Raw genomic sequence first — 23,128 nt, forward strand, 5'->3', positions numbered from 1 at the left:
TTTGGACAGGTACGGTACCGTATGTTTTTCGCCGCCGCTCCGATCGCGCGTTCATCCGACGATCGTCACGGGAACCGACGCCCGTCGGGCGATTCCTTCCGCGACGCTTCCGAGCAGGATCCGCGAGACGCCCGTTCGACCGTGGCTGCCGACGACGATCCGATCGATCCCGCGGTCGGCCGCGCATCCGACGATCGCGTCCGCCGGTCGCCCCATGAGCGTTTCCGTCTCGATCGAACACCCGTGGACCGCGGCACGCGAGCGGGCCGCCTCAAACAGCGCGTCCGCGCGCACCCGCTGTCGCTCGACTATCGCCGCGGTCCCGAGGTGGGCGAACTCGCCGTAGCCGCTTTCGGAGGGATCGACCGCGTGGACCACTATCACGTCGTCCTCGCCGTGTTCGGCGCACGCGAATTCGAGAGCCGCCCACGCCGGCTCCGAGTCGTCGAGTGCGACCAGCAGTCGCATCGTCCACGTTACGGCGGCCCCTCGGTCGGGTAACCGCTCCGCGAACCCGCGATCGGACCGGACCCGTCACCGCTCCGCGTTCGCGACTCGATCGCGACCGTCCGCGCTCGCACCGTCGGGGAAACGGTCACTGGCAGACGTACCTCCCGTCGCCCCTGCCGACCAGGTCTTGCGCCGCGAGCGCCTGCAACAGGCTCAACAGCGAGATCTTGGGCATGTCGAGATCGTGTTGCATCTCCTCGACGGTCGCGCCCTCGCTCGCGTCGAGGTAGAGGTACACGAGTTTCGCACGCGGCGAGTCGATGCTGGCCGGTACTTCTCGTGAACTGCTCGTTTGGGCGCTCATACGGACTGCGTAGGGTCGCGATCGCATTGTTATTCGAACGGTACAGCCGCGCCGTTCGCCGTTACTAGTCCGCACCGACGCGGCTCGTGGACCGACCGCGATCGATCCGCCCGGACGCGGCGTGGCCACGACAGCGCGCTCGAATTACCGATCTCCAATCGGCGATTGGCGGTTCGCGGTCCGCCGTCGATCCCGCGGCGATCGTCCGTTCGCGGGGTCCGCGCGGCCGAGCGCGATCGAAACGCGGGATTACTCGATCGGCCGGAGACGGTTGCGGACGGCCCCGGCTGATCGACGGAGCCGGGGCGCTCGCGCCGGGCGAAAGATCGCGGGCGTCCGCGTCACTCCGAATATCCTTCCTGGAGGAACGTCCCTTCCGTTTCGTAAATCGACACTAGTTCCTCGACGAGCTCTTCGTAGGATTGCCCCTCGTCGCGGTGACTGTCGAGTCGGTCCTTGAGGTCGTCGCTGATTTCGATCGTGTGCGTCATGGGAAGTCGAGCCCGCGCCTACGGCGGTCGCGGCCGTCGGCGGTACTATCGTCGACCCTGCTGATAATACTCCCGGGGCGCGTGTGCAGCCCGCGAGCAAGCACGAGAAAGGACCCCAATTACTCCGCTGCCCGTCCTACCGGCGATCGATGGCAGCGACACTCACGGACGACGAAATCGGAAAGACGGTCGTCGATGCGGAGGGGAAGGAACTCGGGATCGTCGCGAGCGTCGAGCGGGATCGAGCGGCCGTCGACCCGAACCCGAGCGTCGCGGAACACCTGCTGGCGAAACTCGGCGTCGAGGGCGAGGACGAGGAAGATTACCTGGTGACCGAGGACATGATCGCGACGATCGACGAGGAGATCGTTCTGCGCGGCGAACTCTAACGTCGCCCGTCAGTCGTCGGTCGTCGGTTCGACGTCCTCCGCCTCCGCGCCGGCGGGTTCCCGATCCGGCGAGCCCCTGACGTCGCCGGTGCGCCAGGTTCCCCGGCGGAACCAGCCGTAGGCGATGACGGCGCCGGCGACGTTCGAAACGATGAACCCCCACCAGATGCCGAGCGGTCCGATCGACTCGACGAGCGCCGGGACCGCGATCGACCAGTCGGCGATTCGAAGGGTGACGGGGCCGACCCCGTGACTCAGCGCCGCCGCGACGGGCAGTCGGATCAGACCCAGGAACAACACCGCGATCGCCGCGGCCACCAGCGTCTGTCCGGCGCCGCGGAAGACGCCGGTGTACGCGCGGATCACGCCGATGAAGCCGAACGTGAGCGCGACGTACCGGAGGAACTCGGCAGCCACCGCGACGACGCCTGGATCGTCCGTGAACACGGCGGCGATCGGCGTCGGAACCAGAAAGATGAACGCGCCCATCGCCCCGAGGACGAGGAACATCGCCTTCGAAGCGAAATGCGCGGTTTGGCCGGCGCGCTCGGGCTTTCGGGCGCCGATGTTCTGCCCGGCCATGGTCTCGACGCCCTGCGAAACCGCGATCGCCGGCAGGAAGATCACCGAGAAGACGCGGATGCCGATCCCGTAACCGGCGACGACGGTCGTCGAGAACGCGCCGACGACCAGGAGCATCGCGTTGACCGACGCCGCCCGCGCGGTCCCCTCGACCGAGGCGGGGATCCCGATGTCGAGCATCTTCCGGAAGTACGCGAGATCCGGCCGCATGTCCGCCGGTCGGATCTTGACGCCGCGGGTTCCGCGGAGCATGATCGCCATCCCGACGACCATCGCCACGCCTCGGGAGAAGACCGTCGCGTACGCGGCCCCCTCGATCCCCAGTTCCGGGAACGCGATCGTTCCGACCAGCGGAGCGTCGGTTACGACCGTCCACCCGAAGATGAGAAACGGATCCAGGATCATGTTGACCACGACGGTTCCGAACATCACGAGCATGGGCGTGACCGTGTCGCCGTACCCCCGCATCAGCGAGATGAAGATGAAGAAGCCGAACATCAGCGGCAGTCCGATCGCGATCACCTGCATGTACGCAGTCGCGGCCGCCAGCGTGTCCGGGGCCGCCCCGAACAGGCGCAACAAGTCGTCGACGGCCACGTAGCCGACGGCGCCCATAATGGCCGCGGCGACGAACGAGAACAGCACGGTCTGGGAGGCGGCGTACTCCGCTTGCCGATCGTCGCCCGCGCCGACGTTCTGGGCGACCAGCACCGACCCAGCCACCGAGAGACCGATGCCCAGCGAGATCAGCAGGAAAACCATCGGGAACGCAAAGGAGATGGCCGCCAGCGCCGTCGTCGAGTACTGTCCCAGCCAGAACGTGTCGACGAGGTTGTAGGCGGTTTGCAGCAGGTTCGTGATGACGATCGGAATGGAGAGATAGAACAGCGGCCACCCGATCCCGCCGCTCGTGAGGTCGAGTTCGTCGGGGCCTTTGAACATCAAGTCTCCCCCTCCCCGTCGAAGTCGATGCCGAGGGTGGATTCGAGGTACGTCTCGACGAGGGTCCGCGTTTCGGCGGGGTCCTCCCCGAGCGCGACCTCGCGAGTGTGGCCGCCGTTCGTCGCGGTGGCGACGAACCGCGCGACCCCGTGCGGATCGGCGTCCGCGAAGACGCCCTCGTCGATGCCGTCCCGAACCGCCTCCGCGACCGTTCGACGGAATCGCTCGTCGAGCGTCCGCAGGCGCTCGCGGTAGGCCTCGTTGTACGGCGCCTGCGCTTTGATCTCTAGCAGGGCGGTCGGGTACTCCCCGCGATCCTCTTCGGCCCGATCGAACACCGTCGACACGACCGATCGCAGCCGCGTTTCGGGGTCGGCCGAGTCGACGACGATTTCGGACTCGTACCAGTCCGCCACGTGCTCCAGGAACGCTTGCAGCAAGTCCTCTTTCGTGTCGTAGTGGTAGTGAAGCGTCGCCTTGCTCTTGTCCGTGTGATCCGCGATGCGCTGCATCGTCAGCTCGGCGTACCCGTGCTCACAGAGCGCGCGATAGATCGCATCCATGATCTCCTCGTCGGCGTCCGCCATCAGTACGAATTGACTAACCGGTTAGTCAAATGCGTTCCGGACTCGGAATCCGGTCGCGGTCGTCAGTCGAGCGCCGATCGGTACTGGGCGAGCACGTCCTCTTCGGGCGGACCGTCGATCCGGAGTTCCCCGTCGACGATGACCGTGACCCGATCGAACAGATCGGCGAAGGCGGCGACGTTGTGCGTCGAGACGACGACGGTTCGATTGCTCTCACGCTGGTAGGACGCGAGAAACGATCGGATCCGTCGCCGGGAATACTCGTCGACGTCGGCGAGCGGTTCGTCGAGCAACAGGAACCGCGGGCGCTTGACCAGCGCGAGTGCGAGGTCGAGTTTCGTGCGGAACCCGCCCGAGAGTTCGTCGGCCCGGCGGTGGGCGGCGGGGGCGAGCCGAAGTTCGTCGAGCAGCGTCTCGGTCCAGGATTCGGGCGGCGGATCGTCGACGAAGCCACGGAAGACCGCGAGGTTCTCCCGGACGGTCAGGTCGGGGTAGAACCGCGGCTCCTGGAAGCTGTAGCCGACCGACGCGGACGCGCGATCGACCCGGCCGCTGGTCGGTCGGGCGAGTCCTGCGAGAAGGGCGAACAGGGTGGTCTTGCCCGAACCGTTCGGCCCGATAAGGCCGTGGAACGTCCCCGGTTCGAACGCGAGGCTGACCCCTTCGAGTGCTGTCGTTTTCCCGTATCGTTTCGTCGCGTTCGACAGCGCGAGCGGGGCGTCGGTCCCGTCGGGATCGGCGGCGAGATCCGTCGCGTCGTCGGCGTCGTCGGTAGTCGTATCGTCGGCGGTCGTCTCCATTCGTTATCGCCTCCGTTGGTAGACCGCGAGCGCCAGTTTCAGGGCGACGAGCGAGCCGATCGCCGTCGCCGCGAGCCAGGACAGGTAATCGGCGTACAGGGCGATCGGCGCGTCTCGAAGCATCGTGCTCCGGATCGCGATCGCCGAGTAGTGGGTCGGGAGCGCGCGCGAGATGGTCCCCTGGACCGGCGAGAAGAAACCCACGGGATAGACGAGACTCGAGAGGGCGAAGACGCCCAGTGCAACGGCGAGGTTGGCGAACAGCGCCGTCTTCGTCAGCCGGAGGGCGAAGCACACGGCCAGCCCGATCGCCGCGAGATAGACGAACGTCACCGCCAGAACGAACAGGGTCGACGGGGACAGCGCCGCGACGTCGATACCCGCCCAGGCCGCGACAGCGGCGACGATCGCCGCCGGGATCACGAGCAGGGCGCCGTGAAAGAGGAGTTTGCTCGCGACGACGAGATCCAGCCGGGATTCGGTCTGCAGGCGATCGAGTACCAGTCGCTCGGAGCGCACCTGGTAGGGAAGGTAGACGAGCGCGTACAGGACGACGAAGACGAACACGCCGGTGGGGACGAGAAACTCCGAGAGGGTCCGGGGATCGCCGACCCGCTCGTGCTCGACGGAGACGGTCGCCGGGAACGCCCGATCGAGTTCGGATTCGACGAGGCCGACGCTCTCGTCGACCGGTTCCTCGAACGGCACGAACGCGTGGTCCGATCGGACGGTCACGGTCGCGTTCGCCTCCGAGTCCATGAGCGATCCGGGAACGCGTATCACCAGGTAGATCTCCTCGCGCCGGAGCGCGCGGGTGGCCTCATCGCTCGTCTCGTACTCCTGCGGCGTCGCGAACGACGCGATACCCGCGCGGACGATCGCGACGTCGTTCGCGGACGCGCCGTCGTCGGCGACGACGCCGACCGGCACGTCCCGCGGAATCGTCTGTTCGAAGACGAGGGTCCCGGCGACGATCGCCCCGGGCAATACCACGAGGAGGACGATCGCGAGGCCGAGGTTGCGACGGGTAGCGATCGCTTCCTTCCGCAACAGCGCGAGGAGGTCCACGCCCGGCTACACCTCCTCGAACAGGGCGAGGACGGCGTCGACGTCGCCCTCGTAGGCGAGCGTGACGGTCGTTCCCTCGCGATCGACCGCGACCGTCTCCAGCGCGTCGGCGACCGTCTCATCGGTGAGCGGGTTCTCGATCAGGTAGCCGATCGCGCCGCGGACGACCTCCTCGAGCTCGGCGGCGTCGGATTCGTCTTCGACGGACAGCCCGACGTCGACGGCGATCCCCTCGTCGGCCGCGTCGTACCGTCGGCTGGTGGCGACGACCTCGCCGAAGACGTCGAAATCGAGCGGAATCAAGGCCTCGTACTCCGTGGGAACGATCGATCCGGACGGTTCGCTCGCGACGGTCAGCGCGGCGCCGTCCGCAACGGCGTCGTCGTAGGCGTCGCGAACCGGCCCCGAGATCGCATCGGCCTCGCCGTACCGGACGTCGAGCGAGGCCCGGACCGCGGCTTCGTCGCCGACCACGTAGCGGCCGTCGCCGTGGACGCCGACGAACGCGGGCTCCGCGTTCCCGTCGGCGTCGACGGGTTCGTAGAGGACGTCCGCACCGCTGGCCGCCGTCAGTTCGTACTCGACGCCCGTCCGATCCTCGATCGCCGCGACGACGTCGGCCTCGGACCGATCGGTCTCGACGACGTACCCGGTCCCCGCCCCGTCGGCGAGTTCGAACCGGAGCAGTCCGGTCGTCGCCAGCGGATCGAGGCCGGTCCGGTTCTCGAGGTCCCGCACCATTTCGGCGGTGTCAGCCGCGTCGCCCTCGGCGGCTTCGAGGTCGGCGAGCAACCGGTCGCCCTCGCCGTCGGCGAGCGCCGCGGCGTCGAGGTGGACGAGCGTCGTCGCGTTCGCCGGGACCTGCGCGACGGGATCGCCGTCGACGCCGTCCCGATCGTCGCCACCGAGAAATCCGGCGCAGCCCGCCGTGACGACGAGGAGCACGATCGCCGTACCGACGGTCAGATAGCGGACGCCTCGACGGTCGTACCGGCGCGGAGGGGATCGCCAGAACATGGTGACTGTCACTCAACCGAACCGGATAAAGCGTTCGGGTGCCCGGAACGGTTCGCTCCCCCGAGACGCGCGTCGATCGAGTCCCCGACCGTCACACCGGTCCGAAGGCGATCGATCCCTCGAGGAAATCCGGATCGGGATCGAACGCGGTCGGTCACCGCGACGAATACCGGTGCGAGACGGCTCCGACAGAGACGGTGTCGGACGACTACGACGGGACCGGCGCCCGGCGACTACGACGGGTGCTGGTGGCGGAGTCGCTCCGCGATCATACCGGGGACTGGCGTCCCGCAGTCGCTACACTTCCAGGTCGGATAGACGCCGGTCGTCTCCTTGCGGATGTCCTGGCGGAACCGGAGGGTCGCACCACAGGTGCACCTGTGGGTCGTCGGCGACATGCGTGGGAGCACGCGACGAATTCGAATAAACCGTTCGGCGATCGACACCGATCGAACCCGCGGGCCCGTCGCACCCGGCCGTCACGCCGTCGCGCGCCGATCGGTCCGAACCGATCGCCTTACGACGCGTCGGAATCCGACTCGCGCCGCTCGCTTCCTTCGAGGGCGGCTTCGAGCACCGTCTGCCGATCGTCGAAGTACGCGGGCGCGTCCCGATCGGCCTCGAACTCGACCACGCGCGTCAGCGCCTCCCGGCCGTCATCGATCGACGTCGAGAGCTCCTCGGCGAGGTCCGTGTAGCCGACCGCCAACTCCTGAAACGCCTGTATTCGGGCCTGTTTGGCGTCGACGATCGCCTGCTTCTCCTCGAGATCCCGCTGGAGTTCCTCGATCGACGCGAGGTCGGCGTCGCGATCGGCGCTGCCCGCCGTCGAGGGCGAGACCGGTCCGGCACCGCCAGCGCCCTGTTTCTCGAGGCGGGATCGAACCTCGGCCATCCCGTCGTCGATCTCGTCGAGGAGAGCGGTCGCCTCGTCGTCGATCGTTTCGACGCGGCCGGACAGGAGCGCGGCCTGCGTCCGGCAGTACTCGACGAACTCCGCGACCGACAAGTGGGGTCCCGAATCGGCGCTCATACCGCCTCCTTGGGACCGGAACCCGAAGTCAGTTGGGACCGGCGGCTCTCGCGACCGGTCAGCGCTCGACGGTGACGGCCACTTCGTTCCGTCGCATGAACGGTGGCGTCCACGGGTCGTTGTACTGGAGCAACGCCGGATCGTAGTGGTGCTCGAGGACTCGGTCGTCGAGTTCCGCGAACAGGGACCGTCGCGCTCGATCGACTCGATCCGGCGTCGCGTACCAGGAGAATCGGTGGACGGCGACCGTTCGCGAGGGTTCGACGACGAGGTGGACGTCCGGATCGGTCGGGATCGGCGCCGCGTCGACCGCGTACGTCGGGGGAAGGAAAAACGCCATCGTGATCCCGCCGACCGATCGATCCGTCCCGACCGGCGCCGTCGTCGTCACGGCGTCGCCGCCCCGATCGGCCGATCGAACCGGTTCTGCTACCGAACCCGTCTCGCCGTGCGTGGTGACGGGAGCGGTCATGGGGAGTTCGTCGCCGGTTCCGTTTTCCCCCGAGATGTACCGGAAGAGGCGTCGAAACGCCGTCGATCGGTCCGGAGCGGTCGTCTCGACTAGAACCGTCGCCGGATAGCGCCGGAGTTCGAAGGGACCGTCGCGGTCGAGGGTCTCGGCGGGAACGCGTTCGGTCGTTCCGAGGACGTACGCGCCCCAGCCGATCCAGGCCGCGAGGAGGCCGCAGACGCCCGCGGCGAGCACAGCGATTTGCCTTCGCATACCACGCGTAGGTGCCCGATCGGCAAAAGCACAGCAGTCGGATCCGGGATCGGCGAAACGGAACGGTGTCGAAATGGACCGGACGGTGAGACGGCGGGTCGAGTTCGGAGAGTCCCGTCGACCCGGGTAGCGTGTGCCGGCACCCCGCTTTTCGCCGAACCTCCCGTTTTTCCGCTATGAACGTGCGACGGGCCATCACCGTCGCCCGAAAGGTCGTCGCGCTCGTCCGCGAGCACAACGTGACGTTCATGGCGGGCAGCATCGCCCACGCCGCGTTCCTCTCGATCCTCCCGCTGTTGCTCCTGCTCTTCATCGTCGCCGGCGCCGTCGGCAACGAGTACCTCACCGAACAGATCGTGGCCGTGTCGCGCGAGCACCTCAGTCCCGCCGGGAAGGGCCTCGTGTACGAAGCCCTGACGCACGCCTCGAAGCGCGCCGGCGCGTCGCTCATCGGCATCGTCTCCCTGCTCTGGGGAATGCTGCGCATCTTCCGGGGCGTCAGCACCGCCTTCGAGGAACTGTACGGCACCGAACGGCGATCGTTCGCCGGACGACTGCTCGACGGGATCGTCGTCTTCGTCGCCATCCTGATCGCGACCGTCGGCGCCGGCTTCGCGGCGACCACGATGACCGCGTTCGAGCACCCGATCGTCGAGAGCCTGGCGCCGCTGTCGCTATTCGTCGGCCTCTCGATCGCCTTCTTCCCCATGTACTATGTCTTTCCCAATCCGGACGTGACGGCCCGCGAAGTGCTTCCGGGGACGATCGTCGCGGCCGCAGGCTGGGTGCTTCTCGAGGGCGTGTTCAGCATCTACGTGGAACTCGTGGACACCGTCGGCACCTACGAGACGTTCGGGGCCATCATCCTGTTGCTCGTCTGGCTCTACGGCACCGCCTTCGTCTTGCTGGTCGGCGCGGCGGTCAACGTCGTCGTCGGCAGGCACGACACCGACGAGCGGGACGGAAGCAGCGACGTCGGCGCCGACTCGACGGACACGGTACGCGCGTGAGCGGACAGCAGGACGCCCATCGAACTGACGTCGAGCGGATCACCTCCCGAAGACGGAGTCACCGCGGAGATCTTGCGTCTGACCGCCGGTTTAGAAGTGTTTTAAATCCGATAATTCTCGGATTAGATACGATAACCATTATTTTTGGACCGGCGACTACACGGCCCGTTCGTCCGTCGACCGACGATCGGGCGTTCAAATGGTCCGGCCGACCGACGAAACGTTGGCCGGTGGTCACTGTCGAAGCAAATCACCGATAAAACGCCATCTTTTATCCCATATAGTGAAATAATACCCATATAATCCCGCTTTCATCATCAACTCTTCAACCACTTCCGTGCACGCACTCGTACGCCCCAGAGCGTCGGACGGGATGGCTGCATCGGAGTTTCGATCGTCGATCTTCCACGAGTTCAATCCCTAAACTGTCAAACGCTATTCTATCACTCTCAATGATATCTGTGTGTGGCGGTTCTCGGCGATGGTGAACTGAGACGACGACCAACTCGGCCGCGCGTCCGATCGTCGAGGCCGAGTTCTCCGCGAACCTCCACCGGACCGATCGGCCGTTCTCGGCGCTCGACGTCTCGGTGCAGGCGCAGATCCTCAACCTGCTCGACGACGTCCAGGACGAGTTCGGGCTCTCGTACCTGTTCATCTCGCACAACATCAGCGTCGTCCGGCACCTCTGCGATCGCGTCGCGGTCATGTACCTCGGCAAGATCGCCGAGTTCGGCACGGTCGAGCAGGTGTTCGAGCCGCCGTACCACCCGTACACGGAGAGCCTGCTCTCGGCCGTCCCCCACGCGAATCCGGACCAGCAGACCGAGCGCATCCTTCTCGAGGGGACGGTTCCCAGTCCCCTGGACCCGCCGCAGGGCTGCCCGTTCCACACCCGCTGTCCGAAGAAGATCGGCGGCGAGTGCGAGCGCGACGAACCCGCGCTCGAATCGGTCGACGGAGACGACCACGTCATCGCCTGTCACCTCTCGCGCGAGGCGATGAGCGACCCGGTTCACGAGCGATCGTCGTCGGAGCCGAGCGCGGAGGTGAAACGCAAGTGACGTTCTCCATCTGCGCGACCGCGAACGGGCGACACGGCGCGGCCATCGCGACGAAGGCGATCGCGGTCGGCTCGACGGCCGCGTTCGTGTGCCGGCGCGGCGCGGTCTGTACGCAGGCCACGACGAACACGCCGATCGGCGTCCGGGCGACCCGCCGACTCGAGGGCGGCGAATCGGTCGGCGACGTCGTCCGATCGGAACTCGACGCGGACCCGGACGCGACCCTGAGACAGGTCCACGGCGTCGATTCGTCGGGAGCGGCCGTCGCGGTGACGGGCGACGACTGCGGTTCGTGGGCCGGCCACCTGGAGGGCGACGGCTACACCGTCGCGGGCAACCTGCTCATCGACGGCGGCGTCCTCGACGCGATCGCCGAGGCGTTCGAGGGGAGCGCCGATCGGCCGCTGGACGAACGGCTCCTCCGTGCGCTCCGCGCCGGCGAGAACGCGGGCGGCGACAAGCGCGGCGCCCATGCACAGAGCGCCGCACTCTCCGTGTTCCACCCGGAGGCACCCCGATTGGAACACGACTTGCGCGTCGACGAACGCGAGGACGCCGTCGCCGAACTCGAACGGCTCCACGAGGTCGCGAGTACGACGGGCGCTGACTGGGCAGAGCGGTACCTCGCGGTCGACCTGCAACGGCACCCCGAATAGAAATATAATCGTTCTATTACTTGGAAGAACACATCGACGAACAGTAACTACGAGGGATTCCTTCGCCCTGAATACCAAACCGCGCTAAATACGCATATTTGGCCCACGTACCGGGGATAGTTCGATCGACGAACGGTCGTTCGGAAACGTGGGATCGAGCAACAGGTAGGACGCGTTAGTTAGGTTTGAACGCCTGATTGCGGCTGAATTTTCAGTTTTCGAATCGAGGCGACCGAAATAGACCGTTCCATCTCACATCATCTTCCACTCACTGCTCAAAATATGTCACTTCTTTCCTTTTCGGCCGATCGATCGCTTCCGACGAGATCACTCCGGGAGTCGGTCCTGCCACTCCTGGACCTTCGCGATCAGCTCCACCGGCGGCGTCGTGTTCACGTCGATCGACTCGATCTCGTCGAGCAGGCGTTCGATTTCGGGGTCGAGCGCGTCTTTCGGTCCCCCTGCGTCGGAGGAAACTTCCGGCGAGGATCGCGAACCGCGGGTTCGCTCACCCCCGTCGGCGTTCGCCGGCCCGCGGAACTGCCCGCTCGACACGTCGAACACCGTCTGAACGGGTTCGTTCGAGCCGCCGCCCTTGGCCTCGATCGCCTTCTCCTCGCGCAGCCGATCGAGCACGTCGCGGGCGCGATCGACGACGGGGCCGGGGACGCCCGCGAGGTCGGCGACGTGGATCCCGTAGGAGCGGTCCGTGGGCCCGTCGCGGACGGTTCGCAGGAAGGTGACGTCGCCGTCGCGCTCGTCCGCGGCGACGTGGACGTTGGCGACGCGGGGGAGGTTCTCGGCGAGGCCGGTCAGTTCGTGGTAGTGGGTGGCGAACAGCGTCTTCGCTTTGACCTCGTTGTGGAGATACTCCGTCGCGGCCCAGGCGATCGAGATGCCGTCGTACGTGGCGGTGCCGCGGCCGACCTCGTCTAAAATGACGAGCGAGTCGTCGGTCGCGGCGTGGAGGATGTTCGAGAGTTCGCTCATCTCGACCATGAACGTCGATCGGCCCTGCGCGAGTTCGTCCAGCGCGCCGACGCGGGTGAAGATGCCGTCGACGAGACCGATCTCGGCCGCCTTCGCGGGAACGAAGCTGCCGATCTGGGCCAGCAGGACGATGCAGGCGACCTGTCGCATGTAGGTCGACTTCCCGGACATGTTGGGACCGGTCACGACGAGGAAGTCTCGGTCCTCGTCTGCGCGCCCGCCGGCGCGTTCTCGGCCGGCGGCCGTAGCCGCCGGCCCCAGCCGGACGTCGTTGGGCACGAACTCCGTCGTCTGCTCGACCACGGGGTGTCGGCCCTGCTCGATCGCGAGTCGATCGCCGCGGTGCAGGCTCGGTTTCACCCAGCGGTTCTCCGCGGCGTGGGTCGCCAGGCTCGCGAGCGCGTCGACGGTCGCGAGCGTGCGGCCGACGTCCTGCAGGAGTTCGGCGCGATCGGCCACCTCTTCGCGGAGCGTTTCGAACAGTTCGTACTCGAGGTCACCGCGTCGCTCCTCGAGGCGGAGGATCTCTCGCTCTTTCTCCTCGAGTTCGTCGGTCGTGAACCGCTTCGAGTTCTTCAGCGTCTTGATCTGCTCGTAGTGGTCGGGGACGCCGTCGGCTACGGACTTGCCGACCTGGATGTAGTAGCCGTCGGTCCGGTTGCGATCGACCGTCACGTGCGAGAGGCCGTGCTGGCGCTTCTCGCGTTCGTCGAGGGTGTCGAGCCACCGTCTGACCTCCTCGTGGCGATCGATCACCTCGTCGAGTTCGTCGTCGTACCCCCGCTGGAAGAGTTCGCCCTGGGTCACCGTCGACGGCGGATCGTCGGCGATGGCCACCGCCAGTTGCTCGCGCAGTTCGTCGGCTGCCTCGCGGTCGGGCCGGTCGACGATCTCCGACAGCGGCGAGTCCGCCAGCTCGGGTGTCGAGGCGATCGTCTCGGCGATCGCGGGGAGAACGGCGAGGGTCTCCCGAACCGCCAGCAGGTCGCGCGCGTCGGCGCTGCCGTGGGTCGCCTTCGAGGCCAGCCGTTCGAGGTCGTAGGCCTCGTCGAGTGCGTCCTGGAGTTCGTCGCGGGCGAGCGCGGCCGAGGCGAGCGCGGCGACCGACTCCTGGCGGCGCGAAAGCGTCTCGAGCGACCTGCGAGGCCGACAGAGCCACTCCTTCAACAGTCGTCGCCCGGCGCTCGTCTCGGTGTGGTCGATCGTCGCGAACAGCGTGCCGTCGCGATCGCCCTGCATCGTCTCCGTCAACTCGAGGTTGCGCTGGGTGGTCGCGTCCAGCGTGACGTGGTCGTCGCCGTGGTGGGCCTGGATGCGCGTCATCGAGGCGAGCACGCCGGCGCCGGTCTCCTCGACGTACGAGAGGATCGCGCCCGCGGCTGCGACGGTCGCCGCGCCGACCGAAAGCCGATCGACGGTCTCGCGGCCGAACTGGTCGCGGACCGCGTGGGCGGCCCGTTTAGGTGCGAACGCCTCCGTTTCGTGGAGCGTCAGCGTCGCGTCGAACCGCTCGCGGACCCGGTTGAGCACCGCGTCGTCCGATCGGACCGCCGGGCCGGGCAGCACCTCGACGGGGTCGAATCGGTACAGTTCCGTCAGCGCCGCGTCGACGTCCTCGGCCTCGGCGACGAGGAACCGACCGGTGGTGATGTCGGCGAAGGCGAGTCCGTAGGTCGCGTCGGCCGTCGATCGGCCGCGCCCCGACCCGCCGCGGCCCGATCCGCGCCCGTTCGAGTCCAGTTCGCTGCCGTCGACGATCGCCGCGAGGTACTGCGCGTCGGCGTCGCTCGTCTCCAGCAGGGTGCCGGGGGTGACGACGCGGACGATCTCGCGCGCGTGTCCGTCGTCGGTCTCGTACTGGTCGGCGACCGCCACGCGGTAGCCGCGCTCGACCAGCGCCTTGAGGTAGGGCGTGAGGTCGTCGATCGGGACGCCCGCCATCGGGTACGACGACCCGTGCGAGGACTTCTGCGAGACTTTCAGGTCCAACTCGTCGGCGACGAGTTCGGCGTCGTCCGCGAAGAACTCGTAGAAATCGCCACACTGCATCGCCAACACGTCCGCGTCGGTCTCCTCTTTGAGCGAGAGAAACTCCCCGACGATACCCGTCGCCTCGGTCATGTTCGGTGACTGCGCGGTCCATTACAAAAACCCTGCGGGATCCGCGGTGAAAGTGATGCTGTCGCCGAACGCAGTCGATCAGAACAGCAGGCCGCCGAGCGGAACGTCCTTGTCCGGCTCCACGAGCACCGGGTACTCCGCCTCGCCGGGGACGCCGACGGTCAGCGCCTCGGATTTGAAGCCGGCGATCCGGACCGAGCCGAGGTTCGTCGCGCAAAGCACCTGCCGTCCCACGAGGTCCTCGGGGTCGTAGTGGTGGTCGTACTGCGCGGCGGACTGGACCTCGCCGTGCTCCTCACCCAGATCGATCCAGAGCTTGGTCATCTTCGGCTTGTTCGCCTCCGGAAACGCTTCGGCCTCGAGCACTTCGCCGACGCGGATTTCGACGTCGAACGGATTCTCGACCATACCGGATCGAGAACCCGATCCGTAATAAACGTCGGTGAGCGCCGTCCGAAGCGGCGACGACGTCCGCCTACCGGTTCGACGACCGATCGACCGAGTGATTGACCGCGCCCGGCCCCTTCCCGACGTCGTAGTAGTGCTCGATCGCTCGCGCGAGGAAGTCGGTCGCGCCTTCGACGGCGCCGTCGAGGTCGTCCCCGCCGGCGAGTCTGGACGCGATCGCGGACGCGAGCGTACAGCCGGAGCCGTGGGTCGCATCGGTGTCGACCCGCTCGTGTTCGAACGTCGTCGCGCCGTCGGCCGTCACGAGCACGTCCCGCACCGTCTCGCCGGGCACGTGACCGCCCTTGACGAGCGCGGCGTCGGCCCCCAGGTCGCGGAGCGACTCGCCCGCCTCCTGCGCGCTCGACTCGTCCTGAACGGCGATCCCGGTCAGCGCTTCGGCCTCGTCGGCGTTCGGCGTGACGAGCGCCGCCTCGGCGAACAGGTCCTCGTAGGCGCGTTCGGCCTCGGGTTCGAGCAGCCGATCGCCGGAGGCCGCGATCATCACGGGGTCGACCACCAGCGGGAACTCGAACGCGGCCGCGTGCTCGGTCACCGTCTCGACGATCTCGACCGTCGCGAGCATCCCCGTTTTCGCGGCCCCGATCGCGAAGTCCTCGGTCACGGCCTCGATCTGGGCCGCGACCTCCTCGCCCGGGAGGGCGAACGACGACTCGACGCCGCGGGTGTTCTGGGCGGTGAGCGCGGTGATCGCCGACGTGCCGAAGACCCCGTGGGTCGCCATCGTCGCGAGGTCGGCCTGGATTCCGGCCCCGCCGCCGGAGTCGCTTCCCGCGATCGTCAGCGCGACCGGTCTCGTCTCGGGTACTGGCGTTTTCATAATCGAGTGTATTCACCTGTTATACAAAGCGGTGATGGTGCCGACCGGAAGTCGATCGTCGAACGTCGTGAACGCTGGTTCGCCCCGAGAAGTACTAAAACCACCGCGAAAGCCCCGGCCGGTTGATCGGCAGGCGAGACGCAGAACGTCTCGCCGGGCCTGGAAATCGAGCACCGCAAGGATTTTCGCGGCGTTCGCAGCAGTTCGATCACGATCCGGGCTTGCCGTCGGATCGATGATGCGGGTTGAGCGCCCAGCGCGCCCCTCGTTTACCGATCGCCGCGGTGGTTTCAAGTCGCCGGAACGTGATCTCCGTCCAATGACCGGTCGCGAGCCCGACATCGAACGCGTTCCGGGGACGGACGACGTCTACCGCGTCGACGGCAGGCTGTTCCGCCAGCCCGGTCAGCTGGCGGTGTACATCTTCGATACGCCGGATCCGGCGGTACTCGACACCGGAACGGCCGACACCACGCCGGCGGCCGTTCTCGCAGCGCTGGACGAACTCGACATCGACCGCGAGGCCATCGCGCACCTGGTTCCCACGCACGTCCACCTCGATCACGCCGGGGGAACGGGCGAACTGGCGGCGGCGTGTCCGAACGCGACGGTTCGCTGCCACGAGCGCGGGATCGACTTTCTCACCGACGCCGAGTTGCTCGCGAAACTGAAACGAAGCGTCGAGGAGGCGGTCGGCGTGCCCGAACCCTACGGCGATCCCGATCTCGTGCCCGCCGATCGCGCCCGGCCGATCGCGGGCGGCGACGCGATCGACCTCGGCGACCGGACGCTGTCGGTCCACGACGCGCCGGGCCACGCGCCGCACCAAGCCGCGTTCTTCGACGAGTCGACTGGCGCGCTGTTCACCGCCGACGCGGCGGGGATGGTACTCGACGGCGATCTCTACCCGACGACGCAGCCGCCGCGGTTCGACCTCGAGGACGCGGTCGAGACCGTCGAACGGCTCCGAGAGCTCGAGCCCGAGGTGAACTGCTACCCCCACTACGGCGTCGAAACGGACGCCGTCGATCGGCTCGAAGCGTACGAACGGATGCTCCCGGAGTGGGTCGTGGCCGTCGAGAACGCCGCGGAACGCGTCGACGGTCCCGGCGATCCGATCGCGATCGCGAACGAACTCCGATCGGAGTGGGGGAGTCTGGGCCTCGAGGGCGACGTCGCGGGCGTACTGACGTATCTCGAGGAATCGTCGCCGTAGCGTCGATCGACCGCTCGGTTCGGGCGGTTATCCGTCGCCCGCCAGGTCGGCGTACGCCGCCCACGACGGATCGGTTCCCGGGTGTTCGAGTCGGTCGCCGTCCACGAAGACCTCGCCGCCGGTCGCCGAATCGACCGTCTCGCCCTCGATCGCCTCGACGCGACCGATCTCGGCCGCAACGGTCCCGCGCGCATCCAGCGCCGCGCGCACGTCCTCGGCGCCCTCGGGATCGACCGCGATCAGAAGCGAGCCGCAACTGGTGGCGGCCCACGGGTCCATCCCGAGGTGCTCGCACACTTCGGCGACGCCGGGCCGCATCGGCACCGCCTCGCGATCGATCGCGAACCGGGTACCGGAGCCGTCGGCCATCTCGTTTACCGCCCCCGCGAGACCGCCCTCGGTGACGTCGTGCATGGCCGTCACGGGCCCCGCCGCGGCCGCGGTGAGGGCGTCACGTACGCAGTGGACTTCGTCCAGCCGATCCTGGGCGGCGGAGACGACGTCTTCGGGGAGGTCCAGTTGGTCCGGAAAGAGCGTACTCAACAGCCCGACCGCCTCGACGGCAGGACCGGTCGTCAGGAGGAGTCGATCGCCGGGCCGCGCGCCGTCGGGGCGGACGATTTCGCCGTGGTCGCCGACGCCCATCGCGGTCGCCGCGCCGACCCACGGGTAGGACGGATCGGAGTAGCGTGCGGTGTGGCCGGTGACGATCGCCACGCCGAGGTCCACACACTCCGCGTCGATCGTCTCCCAGATCGTCGCGAACTCGTCGTCGGTCATCGTCTCGGGGAGCGTAAAGCAGATCGAGAGGTGCGACGGGGAGACCCCGCTGACGGCCACGTCCGCGAGGATCAGATCCAGCGCGAATCGCGCCGCTCGCTCGAACCCGAGCGCCGGGAGGATCGAGAGCGGATCGGTCGCCGTCACCAGCGCCCGCCCGCCGATATCGAGGACGCCGAAGTCGACGCCGTGGGTCGGCCCGAGGTTGACGTCGCCGCGATCGGCGCCGAGGTTCGACGCGACGTGTCGTTCGAAGAAGGCCCGATCGATCTTGCCGAGGTCGGTCACACGCGAGGGATTTCGGCGATCGATCTTGAGTATGCTGGTTTCGCCGCCGAAACGACGACCGATCCTCGGCCCGATCGCCGGACCGATTACCGAGCCGCGGTGTCCGCGCCGGTCGCCGGCGGACGACGCCGTCGACGGTCTGAAATCGAGCCTCGGCGAGGCGATCGGGTCCTCGACGAGACGGGAAGACGTAACCGATTTCGCTCACCGCACGCGGGTCGTGAAAACGAATGTGGTTACCGAAAACGATGAAGTTCCCGCCACACGTAGCGGGCACAGATGGCGCACTCATCCCCGTTGAAGACAGATAGCGGGCTCGAATTTACCCCGAGCGAAGTGACGGGTGCGCTAGGTGATTCGGTTACGGTTCTTCCCCTGCTGGTCGCCCTCGCCGCGACGACGGCGATCTCGCTGCCCCACGTGCTCGTCGGCTTCGGGATCTTCCAGATCGTCTGGGGGCTCTACTACGGGTTACCGCTGTCGGTCGAACCGATGAAGGCGCTGGTCGGGCTGGCGATCGTCGGTTCGCTCTCCTATCCGGAACTGGCCACCGCGGGACTGCTCGCCGGCGCGGTGTTGCTGGCGATCGGCCGTCTCGGCTTCGTCGATCGACTGCAGCGGATCGTCGGCGAACCCGTCGTTCGCGGCGTCCAACTCGCCGTCGCCCTGCTGTTGCTCGAGGCCGCGGTCGGCCTCTCGCTGGAGAGCGTTCCGGTCGCCGCGGCCGGGTTCGCCGTCGTCGCCGTCCTCGCGATCGCGGGCTACCGTCAGCCGAGCGTTCTGGTCGTCCTGGGAATCGGCGCCATCGCAGCCGTGGCGACGGCCGGCGTTCCGACGCCCGCGGCGCCACGGCTGACGCTGTTTCCCGCGGGCGCGCCGTCGGTCAGCGGCGCCGCGCTGGAAGGTACCGTCGCCCAGCTCGGGATGACGCTCGGCAACGCCGCGATCGCGACCGCGCTGCTCTGTGGCGACCTCTACGATCGGGACGTCTCCGCCGACGACCTCTCGCAGACGATGGGCGTCACCTGCCTCGCCGCGATCCCGATCGGCGGAGTCCCGATGTGTCACGGCAGCGGCGGCCTCGCCGGCAAGTACGCGTTCGGCGCCCGCACCGGCGGCGCGAACGTCCTGCTCGGGGTCGGGTACCTCGCGCTCGCGCTCGTCGCCGCCGGCGCGCTGTTCGCCGCGTTCCCGCTGGCGCTGCTCGGCGTCCTGCTGGTCGTCGTCGCCCTCGAACTCGGCCGCGCGGCCGTAGCGCCCGTCAGCGGCGTGCGATCCCTGGCGGTCGTCGCCGGCGTCGGTCTGGTCGGCGTCGCGGTCAACGTCGGGGTCGCGTTCGCGCTCGGCGCCGGCGTCGTCTGGCTGCTCGATCGATAGGTGCGAGTTTTTCACGACGGGGTTCGAATGGCCGCCGATGACCGAGAGCTGGGCCGACCTGTTCGATCGGAGTCGGGCGTACGACGTGGATCTCGAAGCCGTCCGAGAGACGTACGCGAAACAGGAGGAGGAGAGAGCCGATGAGTGAGCAGCCGAACCCCGCTCGCGTCGTCGCCGACGCGGACGTGCTCGCGGCCGATCTGCTCGTCGGCGGCGACGCCCGCGAGGCGCTCGATCACGTTCGGCGCCACTCCTGGATCGACCTGGTCGCGAGCGACCCGTTGCTCGATCGAACCGAGCGCATCGTCGCGGCGCTGGCCGATCCGGACCTCGCGGCCGCCCACCGCGAGCGACTCGAGACCGATCGGGTCGCGGTCGACCACCCCGAGGAAGATCATCCGGCGCTGGCGTCGGCTTACCGCGGCGACGCCGCGCACCTGCTCTCCTACGACGAGCGACTCGGCTCCGCGAAAGCGGGGCTGCGGCTGCAACCGCGCGTCTCCGTCAGCGTCCGTTCGCCGGACGCCTTCGCTCGGCTGTTCGATCCGGAAAGCCTCTACGCGGCCATCGAAGGCGACGACTATCCGGGCCCCGACCGGGATCCCAGAGCGTAGTCGCGCTCGACCCCGTTACGCCGGCTTCCGCCCTTCGATCCGTGCGGAGACGACCGGCGTCTCGTCGGACGGCACCCACTCGCCCTCGACGGCGATCGAGACGTCGACGAAGCCCGCCTCGGCGAGCCAGCGTTCCAGTTCGTCGATCGTCGCGGCGCCGCCCACGCAGGCGGTGACGGCCTCGGGGTCCTCCCTGAGTTCCTCGGAAAGCGGTTCGGTCGCGACCAGATCCGAGATCGCGATCGTGCCGCCGGGTCGAAGCACCCGGTACGCCTCCGCGAGCACCCGCGGCTTCTCGGGCGAGAGGTTGACGACGCAGTTCGAGATGATCGCGTCCACCGTCCCGTCGGCGACCGGAAGGTGTTCGATCTCGCCGAGACGGAACTCGACGTTCTCGAGGTCGCTCTCGCGGGCGTTCGTTCGGGCCGTGTCGATCATCTCCGGCGTCATGTCGACGCCGATCACCGTTCCGTCGGGGCCGACCTCGCGCGCCGCGAGGAAGCAGTCGAAGCCGCCGCCGGAGCCGAGGTCAAGCACCGTCTCGCCGGGCTCGAGGTTCGAGATCGCGATCGGGTTTCCACAGCCCAGCCCGAGGTTCGCGTCGTCGGGTGCGCCCTCGAGATCGGCCGCGTCGTAGCCGACCGAGCACGCGCGCTCCGCGGCCGGGCCGTCGTCGGTGGCGCTCGCGTTCTCCCCGCCGCAGCAGTCGCCGTTCGTGCTCGCGATCGAGCCGTACTCTTCGCGGACGGTCGATCGGCGGGTCGCGGGGTCGGTCGGCGTCGTCTCGCCGTCAGCCGGTGCGTCGTCGGTCAATGTCTCGTCTGTCATCGGTGTGGTGTCTCGTTCGTGGATTCGGTCGGATCGCCGACGGGTCTCGCGTTAGTCGTCGATCGGGACGTCGATCGCGGCGGCGACGTCGAGCAACTCGAAGACCGCGGTGTCGGCGATACGGTAGTACGTCCAGCGCCCCTTCTTTCGGCTCTTGACCAGGCCGACGTCGCGGAGCGTCCGGAGGTGCGTCGCCACGGTCGATTGCGGCGCTTCGAGGACGACCTGCAGTTCACAGACGCACCGCTCCCCGTCGCGGAGCGCTTCGAGAATCCGAACCCGGTGTTCGTTCGCGAACGCCCCGAAGACGGCAGCCTGCGTTTCGATCCGATCCGCGTCCGATCGCAAGCGCTCGAGGTCGGCGACGGGGTTCTCGACGTCGTCGTACAGTTGTTCGACCGCACAGCAGGCGTCCGTGAGGGGGTTTCCGTCAGTCATATCGTGATTTCCCGATCAGGACTCTTGACGCGATACGGCTCTCCGTCATCTCGTGTCCTCACATCCAATATCGAATTACACCGATATAAGTCTATAGGGTAGATAGCCTGATTCCACAGAAGTCGCCACACAACGGAATATCAATACGACTCTGGAGAGAAGATAATCGGAAAAATACGATATCAAGGGCGGCGTTCGCCGTACCACTCCGCGAACTTCGCCAGCGCCCGGCCGCGGTGGGAGATCGCGTTCTTCTCCTCGGTGCTCATCTCGGCCAGCGTCCGTCCGTTGTACTCGAAGATAGGGTCGTACCCGAACCCGCCCTCGCCCCGGGGTGCGACCAGCGTGCCGGCGACGGCCCCGTCGAACGTCTCGGTCCCGTTCTCGTCCGCGTACGCGAGTACCGTCCGGAACCGGGCGCGACGGTTCTCTTCGCCCTTCGCCAGTCGCCAGAGCCGATCGACGCCGACCGTGTCCTCGACGTAGGCCGAGTACGGTCCCGGAAAGCCGCCGAGGGCGTCGACGAACAGGCCCGTGTCGTCGACGACTACCGGTTCCTCGCCACCGAGCGCGTCGAACGTCTCGTGCGCGCCGCGGGCTGCGATCGCCTCGAGCGAGTCGCTCTGAATCTCCGTGTAGTCGTGGGCAACCCGCTCGACGGCTTCGATTCCCTCGAAGTACTCGCGTGCTTCCCTGACCTTGCCCTCGTTCCCCGTCACGAATCGGATAGCCATGTGCGATGGGCTGGCCGGCGGCGGCAAAGGTGCGTCGGTTGCGCCGCGTCTCCGTCACATTTTCCTCGATCGGTCCGATCCCGTCGGGACTCTGATCCGAGTGCGAACGCACCCCCCGTATCGCCGACACCACTCGCAACACTTTCCTTGGTGAACTGATTTACTCGACGTATGAGTAATCCGAACGATCGCGTCAGGCTCGGTGTCGTCGGACTGGGATTCATGGGACAGGTACACGCCTCGAACGCCGCGGACTTCGGCCACGAGGTCGTCGCGGGCGCGGATCTCGTGGCCGAGACGCGCAAGGCGTTCGCGGAGAGCTACGACGCGACCACGTACGAGCAGTTCGAGGCGATGTACGACGCCGAAGACCTCGACGCGATCGCCGTCTCCACGCCGAACGCGTTCCACGAGGACGCGGTCGTCGCCGCGCTGGAGCGCGGGTACAACGTCCTCTGCGAGAAACCCCTCGCGAACGACCTCGAGAGCGCGGAGCGGATCGCCGCGGCGGCCGCGGACGCGGACGGCTTCTGCATGGTGAACTTCCACAACCGCCTCTCGACCGCGGCGGAGGCGTTCAAAGACTACCAGCGCGAGGGTCACTTCGGCGAGATCACCCACGTCGACGCGAACTACGTCCGACGGCGCGGCATCCCCGGCGTCGGCTCCTGGTTCACCAGCAAGGAACTCGCCGGCGGCGGCGCCGTCGTCGATATCGGCGTCCACGCGATCGACTTCGCGCTCTACCTGATGGAGTACCCTTCGGTCGAGGAGGTGTTCGCCGTCACCCGGACCGAGTTCGGCGACCGCGAGGACTACGTCGACCCCGGCGACTGGTACGCCGAGACCGAGGACGCGGTCTTCGACGTCGAGGACTCCGCGACGGCGATGATCCGCTGCGAAGACGATCGAACGATCTCGCTCGAGGTCACGTGGGCCGCCAACCAGCCCGAATCCCAGCGGTTTATCGTCCGCGGCACCGAGGCCGGCGCGGAACTCGACCTCGGCGGCGAAGAACTCACGATGTACCGCAGCGGCAAACAGGGAACCGACCACAACCTCGACGCCACGCTGACCGAGGGATCGATCGAGCACACCGGCTGGCCGGGAAGCGACGAGCGGTTCCTCGACGCCGTCGCCGCCGGCGAGCCGCCGACGCTGAACACGGTCGAGCAGGCCCTGACGGTCCAGCGCGTGATCGACGGGATCTACCGCGCCGCCGAGACGGGGACGTCGGTCTCGATCGAGTAACGGCCGGTCGACGGCCGCGCCGATCG

24 protein-coding genes and 2 pseudogenes are annotated in these 23,128 nt (G+C 67.6%); 8 read left to right on the forward strand and 18 right to left on the reverse strand.

Annotated elements, in window-relative coordinates:
- Positions 1-51: 51 nt before the first annotated feature.
- From MUH00_RS04205 to MUH00_RS04215, 3 genes are all read right to left on the reverse strand, one after another.
- Entirely contained in the window at positions 52-468 is a 417-nt protein-coding gene (locus MUH00_RS04205; RefSeq protein WP_247002515.1) for a universal stress protein, read from the reverse strand.
- A 127-nt stretch (positions 469-595) separates the two neighbouring features.
- Positions 596-814, reverse strand: coding sequence for a MarR family transcriptional regulator (locus MUH00_RS04210; RefSeq protein WP_247002516.1), 219 nt, complete (start codon positions 812-814; stop codon positions 596-598).
- 341 nt (positions 815-1,155) lie between these two features.
- Positions 1,156-1,305, reverse strand: a complete 150-nt coding sequence (locus tag MUH00_RS04215) for a DUF7557 family protein (protein ID WP_247002517.1) — start codon at positions 1,303-1,305, stop codon at positions 1,156-1,158.
- A gap of 149 nt (positions 1,306-1,454) precedes the next feature.
- On the opposite strand from MUH00_RS04215, the gene MUH00_RS04220 reads away from it, so the two are divergent.
- Complete coding sequence (locus MUH00_RS04220; protein ID WP_247002518.1) at positions 1,455-1,694, forward strand: hypothetical protein; 240 nt, start codon at positions 1,455-1,457, stop codon at positions 1,692-1,694.
- A gap of 9 nt (positions 1,695-1,703) precedes the next feature.
- Here MUH00_RS04220 and MUH00_RS04225 read toward each other — a convergent pair whose 3' ends face one another.
- The 8 genes from MUH00_RS04225 to MUH00_RS04260 form a co-directional block, all read right to left on the reverse strand.
- Complete coding sequence (locus MUH00_RS04225; protein WP_247002519.1) at positions 1,704-3,218, reverse strand: MATE family efflux transporter; 1,515 nt, start codon at positions 3,216-3,218, stop codon at positions 1,704-1,706.
- Positions 3,218-3,805, reverse strand: coding sequence for a TetR/AcrR family transcriptional regulator (locus tag MUH00_RS04230; RefSeq protein WP_247002520.1), 588 nt, complete (start codon positions 3,803-3,805; stop codon positions 3,218-3,220). The genes MUH00_RS04225 and MUH00_RS04230 overlap by 1 nt, the downstream gene beginning before the upstream one ends.
- Positions 3,806-3,867: 62 nt before the next feature.
- Positions 3,868-4,605 (reverse strand): ABC transporter ATP-binding protein, encoded by a 738-nt coding sequence (locus tag MUH00_RS04235; protein ID WP_247002521.1) that lies wholly within the window; start codon positions 4,603-4,605, stop codon positions 3,868-3,870.
- Positions 4,606-4,608: 3 nt separating this feature from the next.
- Positions 4,609-5,673 (reverse strand): ABC transporter permease, encoded by a 1,065-nt coding sequence (locus MUH00_RS04240; RefSeq protein ID WP_247002522.1) that lies wholly within the window; start codon positions 5,671-5,673, stop codon positions 4,609-4,611.
- Between the two features lie 6 nt (positions 5,674-5,679).
- On the reverse strand, positions 5,680-6,690 hold the full coding sequence (locus MUH00_RS04245) for a hypothetical protein (protein ID WP_247002523.1): 1,011 nt from the start codon (positions 6,688-6,690) through the stop codon (positions 5,680-5,682).
- Between the two features lie 233 nt (positions 6,691-6,923).
- Positions 6,924-7,088 (reverse strand): hypothetical protein, encoded by a 165-nt coding sequence (locus MUH00_RS04250; RefSeq protein ID WP_247002524.1) that lies wholly within the window; start codon positions 7,086-7,088, stop codon positions 6,924-6,926.
- A 119-nt stretch (positions 7,089-7,207) separates the two neighbouring features.
- Positions 7,208-7,723, reverse strand: a complete 516-nt coding sequence (locus MUH00_RS04255) for a hypothetical protein (RefSeq protein WP_247002525.1) — start codon at positions 7,721-7,723, stop codon at positions 7,208-7,210.
- A gap of 58 nt (positions 7,724-7,781) precedes the next feature.
- Positions 7,782-8,447 (reverse strand): SOUL family heme-binding protein, encoded by a 666-nt coding sequence (locus MUH00_RS04260; protein ID WP_247002526.1) that lies wholly within the window; start codon positions 8,445-8,447, stop codon positions 7,782-7,784.
- A 176-nt stretch (positions 8,448-8,623) separates the two neighbouring features.
- Between MUH00_RS04260 and MUH00_RS04265 the strand changes: the two genes are divergently transcribed.
- From MUH00_RS04265 to MUH00_RS04275, 3 genes and pseudogenes are all read left to right on the forward strand, one after another.
- The gene (locus MUH00_RS04265; RefSeq protein ID WP_247002527.1) at positions 8,624-9,457 is read left to right on the forward strand and encodes a YihY/virulence factor BrkB family protein; all 834 of its coding nucleotides are present in this window, start codon (positions 8,624-8,626) and stop codon (positions 9,455-9,457) included.
- A 560-nt stretch (positions 9,458-10,017) separates the two neighbouring features.
- Positions 10,018-10,521, forward strand: a pseudogene (locus tag MUH00_RS04270) (oligopeptide/dipeptide ABC transporter ATP-binding protein); the annotation flags it as partial.
- Positions 10,518-11,177, forward strand: coding sequence for a DUF1028 domain-containing protein (locus tag MUH00_RS04275; RefSeq protein WP_247002528.1), 660 nt, complete (start codon positions 10,518-10,520; stop codon positions 11,175-11,177). The pseudogene MUH00_RS04270 and the gene MUH00_RS04275, both read left to right, overlap by 4 nt.
- A 327-nt stretch (positions 11,178-11,504) precedes the next feature.
- Here the strand turns inward: MUH00_RS04275 and mutS are convergent, their stop codons facing one another.
- The 3 genes and pseudogenes from mutS to thiD form a co-directional block, all read right to left on the reverse strand.
- Positions 11,505-14,288, reverse strand: coding sequence for a DNA mismatch repair protein MutS (gene mutS / locus MUH00_RS04280; protein ID WP_247002529.1), 2,784 nt, complete (start codon positions 14,286-14,288; stop codon positions 11,505-11,507).
- A 78-nt stretch (positions 14,289-14,366) separates the two neighbouring features.
- Positions 14,367-14,696, reverse strand: a complete 330-nt coding sequence (locus tag MUH00_RS04285; RefSeq protein WP_247002530.1) for a tRNA-binding protein — start codon at positions 14,694-14,696, stop codon at positions 14,367-14,369.
- A gap of 85 nt (positions 14,697-14,781) precedes the next feature.
- A pseudogene (gene thiD / locus MUH00_RS04290) lies at positions 14,782-15,576 on the reverse strand (bifunctional hydroxymethylpyrimidine kinase/phosphomethylpyrimidine kinase); the annotation flags it as partial.
- A 319-nt stretch (positions 15,577-15,895) separates the two neighbouring features.
- Here thiD and MUH00_RS04295 point away from each other — a divergent pair.
- Positions 15,896-16,792 carry an MBL fold metallo-hydrolase gene (locus tag MUH00_RS04295; RefSeq protein WP_247002531.1) on the forward strand — a complete coding sequence of 299 codons (897 nt, stop codon included), beginning with the start codon at positions 15,896-15,898 and terminating at the stop codon, positions 16,790-16,792.
- A gap of 27 nt (positions 16,793-16,819) precedes the next feature.
- Here MUH00_RS04295 and MUH00_RS04300 read toward each other — a convergent pair whose 3' ends face one another.
- Positions 16,820-17,860: an AIR synthase family protein gene (locus MUH00_RS04300; protein ID WP_247002532.1), complete on the reverse strand. Its 1,041-nt coding sequence runs from the start codon at positions 17,858-17,860 to the stop codon at positions 16,820-16,822.
- A gap of 279 nt (positions 17,861-18,139) precedes the next feature.
- On the opposite strand from MUH00_RS04300, the gene MUH00_RS04305 reads away from it, so the two are divergent.
- Positions 18,140-19,237 carry a putative sulfate/molybdate transporter gene (locus tag MUH00_RS04305; protein ID WP_247002533.1) on the forward strand — a complete coding sequence of 366 codons (1,098 nt, stop codon included), beginning with the start codon at positions 18,140-18,142 and terminating at the stop codon, positions 19,235-19,237.
- Between the two features lie 140 nt (positions 19,238-19,377).
- Entirely contained in the window at positions 19,378-19,851 is a 474-nt protein-coding gene (locus tag MUH00_RS04310) for a DUF7384 family protein (protein WP_247002534.1), read from the forward strand.
- A 15-nt stretch (positions 19,852-19,866) separates the two neighbouring features.
- Here MUH00_RS04310 and arsM read toward each other — a convergent pair whose 3' ends face one another.
- From arsM to MUH00_RS04325, 3 genes are all read right to left on the reverse strand, one after another.
- The gene (gene arsM, locus MUH00_RS04315) at positions 19,867-20,679 is read right to left on the reverse strand and encodes an arsenite methyltransferase (protein ID WP_247002535.1); all 813 of its coding nucleotides are present in this window, start codon (positions 20,677-20,679) and stop codon (positions 19,867-19,869) included.
- 51 nt (positions 20,680-20,730) lie between these two features.
- Positions 20,731-21,117 carry an ArsR/SmtB family transcription factor gene (locus MUH00_RS04320; protein ID WP_247002536.1) on the reverse strand — a complete coding sequence of 129 codons (387 nt, stop codon included), beginning with the start codon at positions 21,115-21,117 and terminating at the stop codon, positions 20,731-20,733.
- 182 nt (positions 21,118-21,299) lie between these two features.
- Positions 21,300-21,851 carry an XTP/dITP diphosphatase gene (locus tag MUH00_RS04325; RefSeq protein ID WP_247002537.1) on the reverse strand — a complete coding sequence of 184 codons (552 nt, stop codon included), beginning with the start codon at positions 21,849-21,851 and terminating at the stop codon, positions 21,300-21,302.
- Positions 21,852-22,022: 171 nt separating this feature from the next.
- On the opposite strand from MUH00_RS04325, the gene MUH00_RS04330 reads away from it, so the two are divergent.
- Positions 22,023-23,102, forward strand: coding sequence for a Gfo/Idh/MocA family protein (locus MUH00_RS04330; protein ID WP_247002538.1), 1,080 nt, complete (start codon positions 22,023-22,025; stop codon positions 23,100-23,102).
- Positions 23,103-23,128: the final 26 nt, after the last annotated feature.

The sequence above is a fragment of the Halosolutus gelatinilyticus genome (assembly GCF_023028105.1).
Classification (GTDB): domain Archaea; phylum Halobacteriota; class Halobacteria; order Halobacteriales; family Natrialbaceae; genus Halosolutus; species Halosolutus gelatinilyticus.

Coding starts and splice junctions, on each gene's coding strand:
- MUH00_RS04325 (WP_247002537.1), bottom strand. CDS start 21,851: ATGGCTATCCGATTCGTGACGGGGAACGAGGGCAAGGTCAGGGAAGCA.
- MUH00_RS04310 (WP_247002534.1), top strand. CDS start 19,378: ATGAGTGAGCAGCCGAACCCCGCTCGCGTCGTCGCCGACGCGGACGTG.
- MUH00_RS04255 (WP_247002525.1), bottom strand. CDS start 7,723: ATGAGCGCCGATTCGGGACCCCACTTGTCGGTCGCGGAGTTCGTCGAG.
- MUH00_RS04245 (WP_247002523.1), bottom strand. CDS start 6,690: ATGTTCTGGCGATCCCCTCCGCGCCGGTACGACCGTCGAGGCGTCCGC.
- MUH00_RS04205 (WP_247002515.1), bottom strand. CDS start 468: ATGCGACTGCTGGTCGCACTCGACGACTCGGAGCCGGCGTGGGCGGCT.
- mutS (WP_247002529.1), bottom strand. CDS start 14,288: ATGACCGAGGCGACGGGTATCGTCGGGGAGTTTCTCTCGCTCAAAGAG.
- MUH00_RS04265 (WP_247002527.1), top strand. CDS start 8,624: ATGAACGTGCGACGGGCCATCACCGTCGCCCGAAAGGTCGTCGCGCTC.
- MUH00_RS04215 (WP_247002517.1), bottom strand. CDS start 1,305: ATGACGCACACGATCGAAATCAGCGACGACCTCAAGGACCGACTCGAC.
- MUH00_RS04285 (WP_247002530.1), bottom strand. CDS start 14,696: ATGGTCGAGAATCCGTTCGACGTCGAAATCCGCGTCGGCGAAGTGCTC.
- MUH00_RS04220 (WP_247002518.1), top strand. CDS start 1,455: ATGGCAGCGACACTCACGGACGACGAAATCGGAAAGACGGTCGTCGAT.
- MUH00_RS04250 (WP_247002524.1), bottom strand. CDS start 7,088: ATGTCGCCGACGACCCACAGGTGCACCTGTGGTGCGACCCTCCGGTTC.
- MUH00_RS04210 (WP_247002516.1), bottom strand. CDS start 814: ATGAGCGCCCAAACGAGCAGTTCACGAGAAGTACCGGCCAGCATCGAC.
- MUH00_RS04260 (WP_247002526.1), bottom strand. CDS start 8,447: ATGCGAAGGCAAATCGCTGTGCTCGCCGCGGGCGTCTGCGGCCTCCTC.
- MUH00_RS04295 (WP_247002531.1), top strand. CDS start 15,896: ATGACCGGTCGCGAGCCCGACATCGAACGCGTTCCGGGGACGGACGAC.
- MUH00_RS04235 (WP_247002521.1), bottom strand. CDS start 4,605: ATGGAGACGACCGCCGACGATACGACTACCGACGACGCCGACGACGCG.
- MUH00_RS04225 (WP_247002519.1), bottom strand. CDS start 3,218: ATGTTCAAAGGCCCCGACGAACTCGACCTCACGAGCGGCGGGATCGGG.
- MUH00_RS04330 (WP_247002538.1), top strand. CDS start 22,023: ATGAGTAATCCGAACGATCGCGTCAGGCTCGGTGTCGTCGGACTGGGA.
- MUH00_RS04320 (WP_247002536.1), bottom strand. CDS start 21,117: ATGACTGACGGAAACCCCCTCACGGACGCCTGCTGTGCGGTCGAACAA.
- arsM (WP_247002535.1), bottom strand. CDS start 20,679: ATGACAGACGAGACATTGACCGACGACGCACCGGCTGACGGCGAGACG.
- MUH00_RS04230 (WP_247002520.1), bottom strand. CDS start 3,805: ATGGCGGACGCCGACGAGGAGATCATGGATGCGATCTATCGCGCGCTC.
- MUH00_RS04305 (WP_247002533.1), top strand. CDS start 18,140: ATGGCGCACTCATCCCCGTTGAAGACAGATAGCGGGCTCGAATTTACC.